The organism is Pseudomonas sp. KH_050 (genome assembly GCF_057838875.1).
In genome coordinates, this window is record NZ_CM174478.1 from 5837427 (window position 1) to 5852878 (window position 15452).

At 60.9% G+C, this 15452-nt stretch carries 16 protein-coding genes and 2 pseudogenes; 6 read left to right on the plus strand and 12 right to left on the minus strand.

What is annotated here, in order from left to right; all coding sequences use genetic code 11:
• Positions 1-56 precede the first annotated feature (56 nt).
• Positions 57-653, plus strand: a pseudogene (locus AC3IUA_RS26875) (methyl-accepting chemotaxis protein); the annotation flags it as partial.
• A gap of 117 nt (positions 654-770) precedes the next feature.
• On the opposite strand, the gene AC3IUA_RS26880 reads toward AC3IUA_RS26875, so the two are convergent.
• On the minus strand, positions 771-1565 hold the full coding sequence (locus AC3IUA_RS26880) for an AraC family transcriptional regulator (RefSeq protein WP_489357841.1): 795 nt from the start codon (positions 1563-1565) through the stop codon (positions 771-773).
• An 83-nt stretch (positions 1566-1648) separates the two neighbouring features.
• Here AC3IUA_RS26880 and AC3IUA_RS26885 point away from each other — a divergent pair, with 83 nt between their 5' ends.
• A complete protein-coding gene (locus tag AC3IUA_RS26885; RefSeq protein WP_489357842.1) occupies positions 1649-2677 on the plus strand; it encodes a bile acid:sodium symporter family protein in 1029 nt (342 codons plus the stop codon).
• Here the strand turns inward: AC3IUA_RS26885 and AC3IUA_RS26890 are convergent.
• Positions 2664-3941 (minus strand): acetyl-CoA C-acetyltransferase, encoded by a 1278-nt coding sequence (locus AC3IUA_RS26890; protein ID WP_489357843.1) that lies wholly within the window; start codon positions 3939-3941, stop codon positions 2664-2666. The genes AC3IUA_RS26885 and AC3IUA_RS26890 overlap by 14 nt on opposite strands.
• 259 nt (positions 3942-4200) lie before the next feature.
• Here AC3IUA_RS26890 and AC3IUA_RS26895 point away from each other — a divergent pair, with 259 nt between their 5' ends.
• On the plus strand, positions 4201-5553 hold the full coding sequence (locus tag AC3IUA_RS26895) for a 3-oxoacyl-ACP reductase (protein WP_489357844.1): 1353 nt from the start codon (positions 4201-4203) through the stop codon (positions 5551-5553).
• Between the two features lie 2 nt (positions 5554-5555).
• A complete protein-coding gene (locus AC3IUA_RS26900) occupies positions 5556-6410 on the plus strand; it encodes a MaoC family dehydratase (RefSeq protein ID WP_489357845.1) in 855 nt (284 codons plus the stop codon).
• 9 nt (positions 6411-6419) lie between these two features.
• Here AC3IUA_RS26900 and AC3IUA_RS26905 read toward each other — a convergent pair whose 3' ends face one another.
• The 5 genes from AC3IUA_RS26905 to AC3IUA_RS26925 form a co-directional block, all read right to left on the minus strand.
• Positions 6420-6869, minus strand: coding sequence for a DMT family transporter (locus tag AC3IUA_RS26905; protein ID WP_489357846.1), 450 nt, complete (start codon positions 6867-6869; stop codon positions 6420-6422).
• A gap of 141 nt (positions 6870-7010) precedes the next feature.
• On the minus strand, positions 7011-7424 hold the full coding sequence (locus AC3IUA_RS26910; RefSeq protein WP_489357847.1) for a response regulator: 414 nt from the start codon (positions 7422-7424) through the stop codon (positions 7011-7013).
• 222 nt (positions 7425-7646) lie between these two features.
• Positions 7647-8027, minus strand: a complete 381-nt coding sequence (locus AC3IUA_RS26915) for a DUF6124 family protein (RefSeq protein ID WP_489357848.1) — start codon at positions 8025-8027, stop codon at positions 7647-7649.
• A 470-nt stretch (positions 8028-8497) separates the two neighbouring features.
• Positions 8498-9250: a response regulator transcription factor gene (locus AC3IUA_RS26920; RefSeq protein ID WP_489362499.1), complete on the minus strand. Its 753-nt coding sequence runs from the start codon at positions 9248-9250 to the stop codon at positions 8498-8500.
• A gap of 122 nt (positions 9251-9372) precedes the next feature.
• Entirely contained in the window at positions 9373-9843 is a 471-nt protein-coding gene (locus AC3IUA_RS26925; RefSeq protein ID WP_489357849.1) for a prepilin peptidase, read from the minus strand.
• A gap of 74 nt (positions 9844-9917) precedes the next feature.
• Between AC3IUA_RS26925 and AC3IUA_RS26930 the strand changes: the two are divergent.
• Positions 9918-9986 (plus strand): annotated as a pseudogene (locus tag AC3IUA_RS26930) (pilus assembly protein); the annotation flags it as partial.
• Between the two features lie 107 nt (positions 9987-10093).
• On the opposite strand, the gene AC3IUA_RS26935 reads toward AC3IUA_RS26930, so the two are convergent.
• From AC3IUA_RS26935 to pbpC, 5 genes are all read right to left on the minus strand, one after another.
• Positions 10094-10657 carry a DUF4136 domain-containing protein gene (locus tag AC3IUA_RS26935; RefSeq protein WP_489357850.1) on the minus strand — a complete coding sequence of 188 codons (564 nt, stop codon included), beginning with the start codon at positions 10655-10657 and terminating at the stop codon, positions 10094-10096.
• 42 nt (positions 10658-10699) lie between these two features.
• The gene (locus tag AC3IUA_RS26940) at positions 10700-11314 is read right to left on the minus strand and encodes a DUF4136 domain-containing protein (protein WP_489357851.1); all 615 of its coding nucleotides are present in this window, start codon (positions 11312-11314) and stop codon (positions 10700-10702) included.
• 57 nt (positions 11315-11371) lie between these two features.
• Positions 11372-12121, minus strand: coding sequence for a methyltransferase domain-containing protein (locus AC3IUA_RS26945; protein ID WP_489357852.1), 750 nt, complete (start codon positions 12119-12121; stop codon positions 11372-11374).
• Positions 12121-12423, minus strand: a complete 303-nt coding sequence (locus tag AC3IUA_RS26950) for a MazG-like family protein (RefSeq protein ID WP_489357853.1) — start codon at positions 12421-12423, stop codon at positions 12121-12123. Before AC3IUA_RS26950 ends, AC3IUA_RS26945 begins: the two co-directional genes overlap by 1 nt.
• Before the next feature lie 159 nt (positions 12424-12582).
• Positions 12583-14895 carry a peptidoglycan glycosyltransferase PbpC gene (pbpC, locus tag AC3IUA_RS26955; protein WP_489362501.1) on the minus strand — a complete coding sequence of 771 codons (2313 nt, stop codon included), beginning with the start codon at positions 14893-14895 and terminating at the stop codon, positions 12583-12585.
• 206 nt (positions 14896-15101) lie between these two features.
• Between pbpC and AC3IUA_RS26960 the strand changes: the two genes are divergently transcribed.
• Positions 15102-15395 carry a hypothetical protein gene (locus tag AC3IUA_RS26960; protein ID WP_489357854.1) on the plus strand — a complete coding sequence of 98 codons (294 nt, stop codon included), beginning with the start codon at positions 15102-15104 and terminating at the stop codon, positions 15393-15395.
• The last annotated feature ends 57 nt before the right edge of the window (positions 15396-15452 follow it).

Genomic DNA, 15452 nt, shown 5'->3' on the forward strand with positions numbered 1-15452 from the left:
CAGCGGACAGCGGCCAGCGCCAAGCCCGCGAAGGCCAGCAACAGATCGATGCCGCGGTCAGCAGCGTCGATCAGTTGAGCCAGGAGATCGAACAGTCCGCGCAGTCGATGCAGCAACTGGAGCGCGACAGTAATGACATCCAGTCGATTCTGGGCACCATCCGCTCCATCGCAGAGCAAACCAACCTGCTGGCCTTGAACGCCGCCATCGAAGCCGCCCGTGCCGGTGAACAAGGTCGCGGTTTTGCGGTAGTGGCCGATGAAGTGCGAGCCCTGGCCAAACGTACCGCCGACTCCACGGCAGAGATCGACGGCCTGCTCGGCAATCTGGCCAAGCGTACCAGTCAGGTCGCGCAGCAAATGCACGCCAGCCTCGAAGTGTCGCAACAGTCGGTCAGCCGCATCGGCCTGGCGCGTAGCAGCTTCGGGCAAATCCGCGAGTCAGTGGACGTGATCCGCGACATGAATACCCAGATCGCCACCGCCGCCGAACAACAACATCAGGTGGCTGAAGACATCAACCGCCATATCAGCCAGATCCATGGCGATGCGCAATTGGTGGCCGAACTGGCCACCTCGGCGCAGCTGGACTCCCGGAGTTTGGCGGGGTTGTCGAATGAGCTGGATGTTCTGGTGAGAAGATTCCGCACCTGAGGCAAGATCAAAAGATCGCAGCCTGCGGCAGCTCCTACGCCGGCCAGGTGCCACCGCAATTGATCGGGTGAACGCCTCCCCGTAGGAGCTGCCGCAGGCTGCGATCTTTTAGCGGTGTCAGTATTTGAACAACTCCCCCGGGGTAAACCCGAACAACCCCTTGAACGCCGCAATGAACGCCGAGGTCGAGTCATAGCCACAAGACAGCGCGGCAGTGGTCACGCTGTCACCCTCCTCCAACGTGCTGAGTGATGACAACAAACGCATGCGTTGCCGCCAGCCGCGAAAACTCAAACCGGTTTCGCGCTGGAACAAACGCATCACGGTTTTTTCCGAGGTCCCCAAGCGCTGCGCCCATTCGCGCAAGCTGACGTTTTGTTCGGGGCTGGCGATCAACTCGTTGCACAGCCCGAGTAATCGAGGCTGGCGCGGTAGCGGCAAGGAGAAGCCGACTTCCGGCAAACTCGCCAACTGGTCCAGCAACACCTGCACCAGGCGCGCTTCGCGACTGTCACCCGGTGGATAATCCACCGGCAACTGGCAAAAACTCTTGATCAACTCTCGCGCCAGCGATGTCACTTCCAGCACCCGACAACGCTCTGGCGCCCAGGCGCAGTCTTCGCGGCGCACATACAGGCTGCGCATTTCCGCGCGCATGGACGTCACGACCTGATGCTCCAGATCGGCCGGAATCCAGATGCCCCACTGTGGCGGTGCAAAGAAACTGCCCTCGGCGGTGTGTACACCGAGTACCCCGCTGATGGCATAGGAAAATTGCACCCAGTCGTGGCGATGAGGTGGCGTCCAGGAGCCGGCACTCAGGCTTTCAGCCCGGGCATACAGCGGACGCGGCAATGCCGTCAGGGTGGGGATTTGCCGTTCGAGTTGACGCTGTTGTCCGTTAGTCGGCATTGATTGGCCTTATGTCGCAAGACGGCTGATAGCACCGACGTTAGGCTAAGTCATCAATCCTTACAATCTCCCGGGTGCCGGATATGCATGCCTTCAAACACCTCAAACGCGTGGTCACCGACTGGTTCTTGTGCGGCATGCTGGTGGCGACGCTGCTGGCGTACCTGTTCCCGCGCTTTGGCGCCTCGGATGGCGCGATGCATGCCGAGTGGGTGGTCAATACTGGCGTGTTCCTGGTGTTCTTTCTGCACGGGGTCAACCTGTCCAGCGAACAGATCAGCCACGGTCTGAAGAACTGGCGCCTGCACCTCATGGTGCAGGGTTTCACCTTCGGAGTATTTCCGCTGATCTGGCTACTCAGCGACAAACTGCTGGGGACCCACGTCCCGTCGCTGCTGATGCTCGGCTTCTTGTACCTGTGCGCCCTGCCCTCGACCATCTCCTCCTCGGTGGCCCTGACCGGTAGCGCCGGCGGCAACGTACCGGCGGCGATTTTCAATGCCAGTCTGTCCAGCGTGCTGGGGATTTTCCTCACGCCGTTGTGGGTGAGTCTGGTGATGGGTAGCGGCGCGGGTGGGATAGATCTGGGTTCGACCTTGCTTGATCTGTGCGCGATGTTGTTGTTGCCGCTGGTAGTGGGCCAGTTGCTGCGTCCATTCTGCGGACGGTTTTTCGCCCGGCACAAGCGCTATACCAACATCGTCGACAAGCTGGTGATCCTGTTGCTGGTCTACGCCGCATTCTGCAACTCGATGGTTTCAGGGATGTGGCAGCAGCAGGGCAACTCGGTGATTCTCAGCGCTCTGGTCGGCAGCGTGATCCTGCTGGCCATCATCCTCTGGATGACCACCCGCACCGCCCGCGCCTTGAGATTCAGCCCGGCCGACGAGATCGCCGCAGTGTTCTGCGCCAGTAAAAAATCCCTGGCCGCCGGCGCACCGATGGCGGCGCTGATCTTCGGCGCCAACCCGGGCCTGGGTCTGATCCTGCTGCCGATCATGATCTATCACCCGTTGCAGTTGATCGTCTGCTCGGTGTTGGCCGAGGGTTACGCCAATCGCAATCGGCTGATCGCCGAGCAGCAAGGTGCAGCGACGGTCAGCGCTCGATAATCACCGTCACGCCCTGGCCAGCGGCGGCGCAGATCGAGATCAAGCCTCGGCCCTGCCCTGCGGCGTCCAGCAGCTTGGCGAGGTTGGCAACAACCCGTCCGCCGGTGGCGGCAAACGGATGCCCGGCGGCTAATGAGCTGCCCTTGACGTTGAGCCGACTGCGGTCGATGGAACCCAAGGGCGCGTCCAGGCCGAGGCGGGTCTTGCAATACTCCGGATCTTCCCAGGCTTTGAGGGTGCACAACACTTGAGCGGCGAAGGCCTCATGGATCTCGTAGTAATCGAAGTCCTGCAGCGTCAGACCATTGCGCGCCAGCAAGCGCGGCACTGCATACACCGGGGCCATCAACAGCCCCTCCGCGCCTTTGGCGAAATCCACCGCCGCGGTTTCACCATCACGTAGATACGCAAGGATCGGCAAGCCACGCTCCTTGGCCCACGCCTCACTGCCCAGCAGCACCAGCGCCGCACCATCGGTCAACGGTGTCGAATTGCCTGCGGTCAGCGTGCCCTTCGCGCTGCGTTCAAATACCGGCTTGAGCGACGCGAGCTTTTCCAGGGACAGATCCGGGCGCAGGTTGTTGTCGCGGGTCAGACCAAGGAACGGCGTCATCAAATCGTTCTGCCAGCCCTCGGCATAAGCGGCGGCCATTTTCTGATGACTGTCCATCGCCAGCTGATCCTGCTCGGCGCGCGGGATGTTCCAGGTCTGCGCCATCAGCTCGCAATGCTCGCCCATGGACAGGCCGGTGCGCGCCTCGTTAATGCGCGGAAGTTCGGGCTTGAGATGATGGGGTCGCAGTTGCAACAGGGTTTTCAGCTTTTCGACGGTAGTTTTGCTGCGATTGACTTGCAGGAGAATCCTGCGCAGGCCTTCACTCACGCCGATGGGCGCATCGGAGGTGGTATCGACGCCGCCCGCGATGCCGCACTCGATCTGCCCCAGGGCAATTTTGTTCGCCACCAGCAGCGTCGCTTCCAGGCCGGTACCGCAGGCCTGTTGAATGTCATAGGCCGGGGTAGTCGGTGATAGCCGCGAACCGAGCACGCATTCGCGGGCCAGGTTGAAATCCCGCGAGTGCTTGAGCACCGCGCCAGCCGCCATTTCGCCCATACGCAGACCGTGCAGATTATAACGTTCGATCAAGCCTTCGAGCGCTGCGGTCAGCATCGTCTGGTTAGTCGCGGTGGCATAAGGGCCGTTGGAGCGGGCGAACGGAATACGGTTACCGCCAATAATTGCGACGCGGCGCAGTTGAGTCATGAAAAGCTCCCTATGGTTATCTGCAAATGGAAGCGAGCTTGCTCGCGAATCAGCCGCCGCGCTCGATCGGCCCGACCGCGTCAGCGTGCTGACGGCAAGCCTGCTCCCACAAAAGCTGAAATCGCAGGCAGTGAGCTCCGGCTCGAACTAACCTGCTGTGAGTGCTAGCCCCCACAAGCGTAGGCCGTATCTCGCCGATCGAACGATTGTTTGTCATTCACGGTCCACACTTTGAATCCCAGCTGCTGGAGAGCGTTCCATGTCTGACCGCTATATCGACTTCGCCAACTCGGCCATTGGCCACCGCCTGGTAGGGGCCCTTGGCCTGCCGTCACCGGTACGTCTGGAGCGCTGGGAGGCCGGACGCCTGCGGCCCATCGAAGGGGCATTGTTGATTGGCGGCGGCCCGCTGGTGCAGAACATCAATGCGTTCGGCAACAAACTGACCGATGCCATTTACAGCTATGGTCCCGAGCCGCTGGTAGCGCCCGCCTGGATTCCCGGCCACGGCCCGAAACTCAAGGCGGTGGTGTTTGATGCCAGCGCTATCGTCCAGACCGATCAACTCAAGCAATTGCGCGAATTCTTCCAGCCGCTGTTGAGAAACCTCGATCACAGCGCCCATGTGCTGATTCTCGGGCGCGCACCAGAAACCCTCAGCGATCCATTCGCCGCCAGTGCCCAGCGGGCGCTGGAAGGTTTCAGTCGTTCGTTGGCCAAGGAATTGCGCAACGGCGGCACCTTGCAATTGCTGTATGTCGGCGAAGGCGCCGAAGAGCAGCTCGAGGGCGCGCTGCGGTTTTTCCTCTCGCCCAAAAGTGCCTATGTTTCCGGACAAGTGCTGCGCCTGAATGCCTGCGCCAGCCAGGTGCAGGACTGGAGTCGGCCGCTGGCCGGGCGCAAGGCCCTGATCACCGGTGCGGCACGGGGCATCGGCGCGTCGATCGCGCAGACCCTGGCCCGGGATGGCGCCGAAGTCATCCTGCTCGACGTACCGCCGGCCAAAGCCGATCTCGATGCCCTCGCTGCACGCTTGGGTGGGCGCAGTATCGCGCTGGATATTTGCGCCGAAGACGCCGCAACGCAGTTGATCGAAAATTTGCCGGACGGCATCGATATCGTCGTGCACAACGCCGGCATTACCCGCGACAAAACCCTGGCCAACATGACCCCGGAATTCTGGGACGCGGTGCTTGCGGTCAATCTCAATGCACCGCAGGTATTGACCAAGGCGCTGCTGGACAGCGGCACCTTGCGCGACAATGGTCGAGTGATTCTATTGGCCTCCATCAGCGGCATTGCCGGCAACCGCGGGCAAACCAACTACGCTGCGAGCAAGGCCGGGCTGATCGGCCTTGCCCAGGCCTGGGCGCCGCTGCTGCAGGAGCGCGGCATTAGCATCAATGCGGTGGCGCCGGGCTTTATCGAAACCCAAATGACTGCGCACATTCCTTTCGCCCTGCGCGAAGTCGGGCGGCGCATGAGTTCTCTGGGTCAGGGAGGTTTGCCCCAGGACGTCGCCGAAGCCGTGGCCTGGCTCAGCCAGCCGGACAGCGGCGCGGTCAGCGGGCAGGTATTGCGCGTCTGCGGGCAAAGCGCATTGGGAGCATAACCATGGCAGTCAACTGGCACCCCTTGAACCACGCCCCACACTTGCCCGAGCTGTATGTGCGGGCGGCCACGCGGCGCAAGATCACCGGCACCACGCTGCCGGAAGACGGACTACGTTGCTGGGTCGATGTCGACCACAAACGACTGGAGGCTTATCGAAGAGTCTGCGGCTTTGTCGGCAATGGCTTGCTGCCGCAAACCTTCCCCCATGTGCTGGCGTTCGCCTTGCAGATGCAACTGCTTACGGCCAAAGACTTCCCTTTCCCGCTACTGGGGCTTATCCATCTGGCCAACCGCATCCGCGTCTTGCGGCCCATGGGTGGCGTCAGCAGCGTACGGGTCAGCGTCCACGTGCAGAACCTGCAGCCTCACGCCAAAGGTGCGGTGTTCGATCTGATCACCACCCTCGAAGATCCCCTCGGGCTGCTATGGGAAGCCGAAAGCCGCATGCTGTGCAAGGGCGTCGAGTTACCGGGCGAGCCCATCGTCGAAGAGCAAAGCCCGGCAGTGACCTTGAGCGAACTGACTCGCTGGTGGGCTCCCGCGGATATCGGCCGGCGCTATGCCAAAGTTTCCGGGGACTACAACCCGATTCACCTGAGCGCCGCCAGCGCCAAACTGTTCGGTTTCCCCCAGGCCATCGCCCATGGTTTGTGGAACAAGGCGCGCACCCTGGCGGCCCTGAGCGAGCACCTGCCCGCCTCCAAGGTAGAGATCACGGTGGAGTTCAAGAAACCGGTGCGTCTGCCCAGCGAGGTGACACTGCTGACCAGCGCACCGGGCTCCAGTGGAGACTTGCAATTGATAGGGATCGGCGACCTGGAACATATGACCGGCAGTTGGCGGCCGATTACCTGAGACCGCGACTCAACCGCGCCGGATAAGAAACACTCCGGCCAGGATCAGCACCAGCCCGGCAATCTTGCCGGCGCTGATCGGCGCTTCGCGAAAACCCGCCCAACCGAAATGGTCCAGCGCCAAGGCCATGCCCAACTGCCCGGCCAGCACCAGCGTCATGAACAACATGGCGCCGATGCGCGGCCCGGCAAACGCCGCGGTGGTGATGAAGAACGCACCGAGCAGCCCGCCGCTCCAGTGCCACCAGGTCAGGCTTTTCAGCGCGCTCAGGGTTGGCACTTCACGTTGAACCATGACCAACAGCAGCAACGCCACGCACCCGACAAAAAAAGAAACCAATGCCGCCGCCAGAACGCTGGAAACCTGCTTGGCTAGCTGACCATTGATCCCTGCTTGCAACGGCAGAAAGGCACCGGCGATAAAGGGCAGGCAAAGCAGCCACCAGACAGGGGCGGGCATAGTGTTCTCCAGCGGGGGAATGAGGCGCAGCAGTATACGACAATGCCTATAAATGACCGGTGTACGCGAGCCCTTGTAGGAGCTGGCGCAGCCTGCGATCTTTTAAGGATTATCGTGATATCGCGGAAGGAATGCACAACCCTAAGAATTGGCCTGATACACCATCGGCTGCGGAAACAGGTTGTTCAGGGTTTCCAGCAGGCGCACGTGATAGATGGGTTTGCGGAACAGGTCCAGCACCTGCAGCCGCAGCATGTCACTGACGTCGTCCTGGTCGGCATGCCCCGAGGTCACAATCACCGGCAAGTGTTGGCGCGAGGTGTGTTCACGCAGGCGCTTGATCAGCGACATGCCGCTTTCTTCCGGCATGCGCAGATCAGTGATCACCAGCGCGATATCCGGGTTGCGAGTCAAGTGTTGCAAGGCGAGCTTGACCGAGGTCGCGGTAAAGCAACAAAAGCCTTCGCCCTCCAGCAATCCCGCCAATTCAAGGAGGGCGTCCTCTTCGTCGTCCACAAGGAGAAGCTGTTGTCGTGGAGATGATAGGAGATTCATGCGCAGTACCTGTGACTGAGTAGGCAATCGAATAGGATCGAGATTAGCCGATTACGGGACAACCGTCCCGCCAAGTGCCTGCTTGGGTTCGGACAATTGGGTTGCGCGACTCCCACAGGTTATGTGCCAATCACGCCAGCTGCGCCTGGCTCGGATTCCTTGTGGGAGCTTGCTCGCGATTGGGTCTTCCATTCAACAATTGCTCATCTGACGAATCGCGCCCTACACCTTCACCTGACACTCCGGCGAGTCCACCTGGTCCAGTGCCTTATCCACCAATAACTTACTCAGTTCGATCAACTGGTAAATCGCCAACCCCACGCTACGCAGCGAGCCTTCGAGTTCGAAAGCCAGGTCGCTGGCGATGGCCTGGGCGCCAGCCAGCGTTTCGGAGGCATTGGCCAGCAGCGTTTCACTATCAAGGTCTGGGGCTACGGCGAAGAGGTTGAGCGGGTTGGGGATTGCCAGCCTGGGCCTGTCGGATACCGGCGGCAGGTAGTGATCAAGCGCGCGCTGAGCCGCCTGATGGAGTTTGTTGGAGTCGAGTGATTCGTAGGGGGAAATGCTGGGGGTTTCAGGGGGGTTGGGGGTGACTTTATGCATGGTGAAGCTCCATTCAATTAGCTGGAGTTCGCCACCACTGCGACCAAGCAGAAGGGTGGCGAGCTGTACGCAGGTTGGTCGACCAGGGAATGGAAACCCGGCAGGGCCTAGGCCCTCCCACGCACAGCTCGCCATAAAGCAAGCACAAAAAAACCGCTCGCGCGGCACTGTGCGCCATTCTAAACCCGGGCGACCAAACCCGATCGCTGATTTTGCAGCGACACGCGAAGACTAGTCGCTGGCCTGCGCCAAAGCAACACGAAAGCCTGTCGGAAAAGTCCTAAAATCCAATCCCTCGGAAGCAGGCTTGGCGCAACCCCTTGTGGCGAGGGGGCTTGCTCCCGCTGAGGCGCGAAGTGGCCCTAAAATCTGCAACCCAGTTGTGTCAGGCACACCCTATTCTCAGGGTTTGCGACTGCTTCGCAGCCGAGCGGGGGCAAGCCCCCTCGCCACAGTGAGTTACCAGGTCACTAAAGTGCCGCCCGCTTCGTCAACGCCGAATGCCCTGGCGCCAAGGCCAGCGCCAGTTGCGTGCGATTGTGCATCTGGGTCAGGCGCAGCACTTGGGATACGTAAAGTTTCACGGTGTTTTCGGTGATACCCAGTTCGCAGGCGATCTGGTAGTTGGTTTGCCCCTTGCTCACCAGGCGGGCGACGTCCAATTGGCGCGGTGACAGCTGATTGAGGATGGCTGGAATCTCGCCGGCTTGAGTTTCGCTCGCCGCCTCCCGTCGAACCTCGTCAAGGTCTTGATAAAGAGTGTCGATCGAATCGGCGAGGCTTTGCAGTTTTTGGTTCAGATGGCTCAATTGAAGATGTTTCACGCGCTCCTGCACGACCCCTTCCTGGCGCCGCAGGCCTTCGAGCAATTCATCCAGATCGACAGGCTTCTGGTAGTAGTCGGCGACCCCGGCACGCAAGGCTTTGATCACTTGCTGTTTGTCAGACGCCTTGGTCAGCATGATCGCTTCGAACACTCGCTGTTTGCCGGCGAGCTCCTGCAGTGCCTGCACCAGTTGAATGCCGCACGGTTTTGCCAGGTGCAAATCGAACAGCACCAGACCGATTTCAGGGTCTTCGCTAAACCGTTCGATGGCTTGCTTGCTGGATGTGCAGGGAATGCAACGGTAACCGCTGCTTTCCAGAAACCTACACAGTTCGTCGAGCATCTGCGGCTGATGGTCGACTACGAGTACTTTCATCGGAGAATTAAGCTTGATCACGTGCGACTCCATGCCGGGCAAACCGAAGACTGATTTTTCCTGCACCGACAGCCAATGGCTGTCCACGCACTGAAAATAGACGCACTTTTTGACTGTGTACATAACGCTCATAGCTCAGGCGGCTAATTGATCCAGGCGACGGCCAGCAACATCCCGACCAGAACGAACGGCGCAAAGGGTTGTTGGGTCGATTCGTTAGGATCCAGGTATTGCAGATGGGCTCTAAGTTTTTTGTTTATCAGCGGCCAGAGCCTGGGTGCCATGAGCAGCCAGACGATACTGGCGATGCCCGCACCAATGAAGGTTCCCAACAGGTGCATGGTGTCGCTCGCCAACCCCAGTGCTGCCATCAGTTTCACATCACCCGCCCCCAGGCGCCCCATTGCATAGCCAGGCAAGGTGAAGGCCAGCGCCAGCAAGAACGCCCCAACCCCCTGTTCTGCGCTCGCTCCCATCCAGGTGGTGCTGTTCCACAGCAAATACACCAGGGCAATGATCGTCGCGCCAAGGGTCAAACTATTGGCAATTTGGCGTTGCTGAATGTCCTGCGCAGCGCAGAGAGCCAACCAGATAAATAGCATTAAGCTCTGCATCAGGTAAAAAGCGTCCCTTTTGGCTGAATGATTCTATGCTGACATGACGTAGTACTGTCAGGGTAGACGCACTGATGAAGGTAGGCCTCCCAAGAACGCAAAAAGGCGCCGTGGCGATTGAATTCGCTTTGGTATTTGTGATTCTTTCGCGGTATTCATCGAGCACTCCTTTGCCTGCAGTTTGCCACCTGTGGCGAGGGGGCTTGCCCCCTCGCCACCATTAATGTGTCGGACGACATTAACCTTCCAATCAATATCCGCCCTGCCTCGGCGGGTAATTGGCCAATATCCTGGCCACGGTCTCGCGCACGGCGGCGCTACGGTCTGCCGGGTTAGGCGTGCTACTGAGCGTTTGCTCGTCACTGCCTCGCCAGACCAGCTTGCCGTCCCTGGCATCCAGCAGGTCGATCTGAATGGTCGCGACCTTGTAGGTGACATTGCGGGTTTCGTACATCGGCGCTCCCCAGTAACCGTGCCATGGACTACCCCAGTAGCCGCCACCGTAGTTGGTGGTGACTTGTTGCTGACGATTTTCGACGATCAGGTAGGTCTGCACATTGAGGTCGCCTTTGGCGCCGGACGCCGGACGCAAACCGCGTTGATCGAGCTGATCACTGACCGCCTGGCGGATGCGCTGCTCGGTCAGGTCGCTCTTGATCCGTGGATCGTCCGGGCGATATTGCAGAGCGGGTTCTTTCCAGCTCCAACTGCGGTAGGCAGCGAAGTCACGACTGGCATCGAAGTCCTGATTGACCTGGCTCTGGCAGGCGCCGAGCAGTACGGCGAAAGCCAGTAAGGAAAGATGGCGGAACATGATTATTCTCCGGTTGAAGACATGAACCTGAGAGGGAGTGCCTCAATTAGGAGGATACGCCGACATGGCCTTTTCCACAGCTTCGCGTAATGCATCGGCGCGTGCGCTCATGCTGCCCTGGCTGCTGGTTTCGGCGCTGGCGCTCCACACCGGCTGGCCACTCGCGGCGTCGAACAGATCGACCCGCACCACCACCACTTGCACCTCGTAGGTGCGCACGATCGGCACCGTGTTATACATCCCGTAACCGCTGCCGTAACGGTTGTAACCGCCATAGCCATAACCGCCATAACCGTAATCGTCTCGCACCTGACGCAGGCGCGTTTCCAGGCTCACATCGGCGCTGACCCACAGGTCCGCCGGGCGGTTGTCATGCAGCGGGCGCAAACCACGTTGGTCGAGACCATTGCTGACCGCTTCAGCGATCTGCGCTGAATCGGCCCATGCCGAGCCCGTGGGCAAATGCCCGTTGAGCCAGGCCCAACTGCGGTAGCGAGCGTAGTCCCGTTGTGGCGCCGGGTAGGCGCTGGGGTCGAAGGTGTTGGCCGCCTGCGGCGGCGCTGGCGGAATCGGCCTGGAGCTGGCGACATAAGGATTACTGCCCTGACAAGCGCCCAGCCCCAGGCACAACAGGAATAATCCGAAACGGCGTTTCATTTCCCTCTCCACTAAATAGTGGCCTGTGTGGCTAGTTCTGTTAGTCCACCAGACCACTTAAACCGGACGGCAGATCCAGTGCAAATAGCGCCCAAGACCGGCAAAGCTTGGGTGACGACGATGGGCCAGTTCCATTTCCAGCAAGTCCAGCAACTCGGCGCGGGCCTGGAATTCCACCGGCATATAGTCGTGAAAAACCCGTACCCCACTCTGGGTTTCGACCGTCCACAGGCCTTCAAGTTGCGCGGCCAATTCACGCGGATCAAGCGGCTGCTGTGGCGTCAGGCTCTGCTTTTCACCGGCCATGTCGTTCTTGCGCATCTTGCGGAAGTGGCCCTTGAGCAGGTTGCGGTAAATCAGCGCATCACGGTTGTAGAACGCCAGCGACAGCCAACCGTCCTTGGTGGTCAACTGATGCAGCACCGGCAAGATTGCATGGGGTTCGGCCAGCCATTCCAGCACTGCGTGGCACAGCACCAGGTCGTAAGGCTCGGTGAGTTGACCCAGCAGGTCCTGCCAGGGCGCCTGAATGAAGGTCGCGGTCTGCCCGGCCTCGGCGAAACGCTGGCGAGCGCCTTCGAGCATCGGTTCGGCAGGTTCGGCCAACGTCACCTGATGCCCGCGCTGGGCCAGCCACAAGGACATATGGCCCAACCCTGCACCGATATCCAGCACCCGCAGCGGGCGATCCGGCAAGGTTTCGGCCAGATCGGCCTGGAGCACCGCGAGGCGAATCGCGCCTTTGGCTCCGCCGTAGATTTTCTCGGCAAAACGAGTCGCCAACTGATCGAAATGACGATCACCCATCAACTGAACCTCCGTTCACTGTCCGCCAGCTTGCTGCGTACCACCTGCTCCATGTCCAGCCCCAGTTCGCTGCACAGCAACAATAGATAAAGCACGATGTCACCGACTTCCTGTCCGGCATGGGCAAGTTTTTCCGGTGGCAATTGCCGCGACTGGTCCTCGCTGAGCCACTGGAAAATTTCGACCAGTTCAGCCATTTCCACGCTGGCGGCCATGGCCAGGTTTTTCGGGCTGTGGAATTGGCGCCAGTCGTTACGGTCGCGGATGGCGTGCAGGCGTTCGGTCAGTTCGTCTAGGTTCATCGGGCTCTCCTGAAGGCGTATAGCTTCGGGGGGATGATCGCAGGAAGCAAGTGCAGCGGACGGCCTGCTAAACCTCGGTAAGTCTGCAATCATTCGCGAGCAAGTCGGATCGCCGCACCGCCGCGCCCACAAGCATCATGGCGTTCCTGTGGGAGCGGGCTAATCCACAACGCTGAACTCGACCCGTGCCGTCTGCCCGCCTTCATCCAGCACACTGAGCTGATAGCGACCGAGCTGATCGAAGGTTGCGTTGATGCTGTCCTGATTGGCGCTGTCGCCCAGCGGTGCGCCATTGATGAACCACCAGCGTCGCCCGCTGCCGCCCAGGGCCGAGAGATTCAAGCGCAACAGCTCCTGACTGGCGGCCGGGCGCCGCAGTTGGTCGCCTTCGCGCACGCCGACAATCGATAAGGGCGACGCGGCCGACAGCATCGGCCCCGGACATTCTGGATCGTTGGCGGGCAAGCGTGCTTCACGACGCTCCACCCTTGGCAACCAGGGTTCCAGCGGTGCCGGCCATAAGGCGATGTCACGCGCCACGGCACCCGGGCATTTGGCGTCGACCCGCAAGCCCTTGGCGTTGACCTGGATTTTCTCCAGCAAGCCGACACCCAGTGGCTGGTCCAACGCCTGCAAGGTGGGTGGCGTGGTGCCGTCCAGGGTCCAGGCGAATCGCTGGCGCCGGCAATTGGGGTCGCTACGGTTCATGGGCTGGCCCAACGGCCAACAGATCGCCGCCACGCCGACGTTCATCGGCACCGGCTGTACCGGGACGCTGACTCCGCGCTGGCTGTCGCGGTTGATCAATACATCGTGGACTTGCAGCATCAGCGGCGCTGCCGAGGCCAGGCCGAACTGGCCCGGCACCGGGGTACCGTCCGGGCGGCCGATCCAGATGCCGATCAGGTACCGGGGACCCACGCCAATCGCCCAGGCATCACGAAAACCGTAACTGGTGCCGGTTTTCCAGGCCAGTACCGGGCGTTGCACCAGCTCGGCGCGGGGGTCGCGATCGGGTCGCGCCTGGCCGCTGAGAATCCGCCGCACGATCCATGCCGAGCCCGCCGACAACAAGGGTCGCTCACGCAGTACATCGTCCGGTTGCAATCGAATATTGGCGCTCTTGCCGCCACGGGCGAAAGCGCTGTAACCACTGACCAGGTCCTCCAGACGGCTGCCGGCGCCGCCGAGAATCAACGACAGATTCGGCTCGGCCAATGCCGGCAGTGTCAGCGGCACTCCGCCAATGCGCATCTCGGCAGCAAAGCGTTTTGGCCCGTAGGCTTCGAGCAGTTGCACTGCTGGCAGATTCAGCGATGTCGCCAGCGCGGTACTGGCCGGCACGGCACCGCTGAAGCCCATGGAGAAATTGCCCGGCCGATAGTCGCCATAACGGCGCGGCACGTCCTGCAGCAGTGATTCGGAATGGATCAGCCCGGCGTCCATGGCCATGCCATAGAGGAAGGGTTTGAGGGTCGATCCGGGCGAGCGCATGGCACTGATCATGTCCACATGACCGAAGCGCCTGGCGTCGTTGATATCCACTGAGCCGAGGTAGGCGCGTACTGCCATGGTCTCTTCTTCGACCACCAGAATCGCTGCAGACGTATGCTCCGGCAAGCGCGCGCGCCAACCCAGCAGCAAGTCTTCAAGACGTCGCTGCAAGGTCGCGTCGAGGGTGGTGCGGATCAGTGGCGGGCTGTCCGCACGGTTCAGGCGTCGCGCCAGTAACGGCGCGAGGCTTGGTTCCAGGCGTGGCGCCAGCAGCAGGGGTTCTTCCAACGCTTCGTCGACCGCTGACTGCGGCCATACCTGGAACTGCGCCAGACGCCGCAAGACTTTGTCCCGGGCCACTTGAGCCCGCGCCGGGTGGCGGTCCGGGCGCAAGCGACTCGGCGCCTGGGGCAGAACCGCCAGCAGCGCCGCTTCGGCGTGGGTCAACTGCTGCGGTGGTTTGCCCAGATATGCCCAACTGGCCGCCGCCACGCCTTGCAACGTGCCACCGAATGGTGCGCGGTTGAGGTACAGGTTGAGGATTTGATCCTTGGACAGGTGCCATTCCAGTTGCGCGGTGCGCCAGAGTTGCCGCAGTTTGCCGAACAACGTGCGCGAGTGCGGATCAAGCAACCGCGCGACCTGCATCGACAACGTGCTGCCGCCCGACAGGACACGGCCGCCAGTAAGGTTCTGCCATGCGGCACGGCCCAACGCCAACGGGTTCACACCGGGGTGTTGGTAGAACCAGCGATCTTCGTAGGTCAGTAGGGCATCGAGGTAATACGGCGAGACCTGGTGGGTCTCCACCGGATAGCGCCATACACCATTGGCATCGGCAAAACGCCACAGCGGTGTGCCGTCTTCGGCCAGCACCACGCGCGCGAGGTCGTCCTGGGGCAAGGGCAGCGGCCAGAGGCGGTCGGCAAGCCAGAGTAGCGCGATCAAAAGCACCAGGCAGCCTGAAGCCCACCGCAGAAATCTGACCTGTGGGAGCACTCTGCCTGAAACACCTTGCCGTCCCGTTCGCTGGCAAACCCGCCGCCACAGGGATCGCAGAGGTTGAATAACTAATCGCAAACTCAAACCGGCAAACCTCTATGCTTCAGGGAACTCGCCAACACACATGATGGCCCAAGGCTCAGGTCTGGTATCAACGCCAACTCTCTCATCAGGACGCATACATGCAGGTAGAAAGCTTTTTCGAATGGCTCGGCCAGGCACTCGGCTCAGTCATCCGGTTTATCGTCGATGGCCTCAGTGGGTTGTTCAATCTCCTGGCCAATGCCGGCAGCAATTTCGTAGAAGGATTATCCCGCACGCTCGGCATGGATGCCTCGATCATCAGCCTCATCGCGCTGATCGTCGGCCTGATGCTGTTGTACTCGGCAATCCGCGCCTTTATGCGGGCCTCGATCATCATGGGAATTATCTGGCTGATGTTGGGGCTGTGGTTGTTGAGCTGGATTATTCATTGAGCCTGTGGCGAGGGGGTTTGTCGGAACGCCGCATCGCCCCGCTGGGGGGCGAAGCGG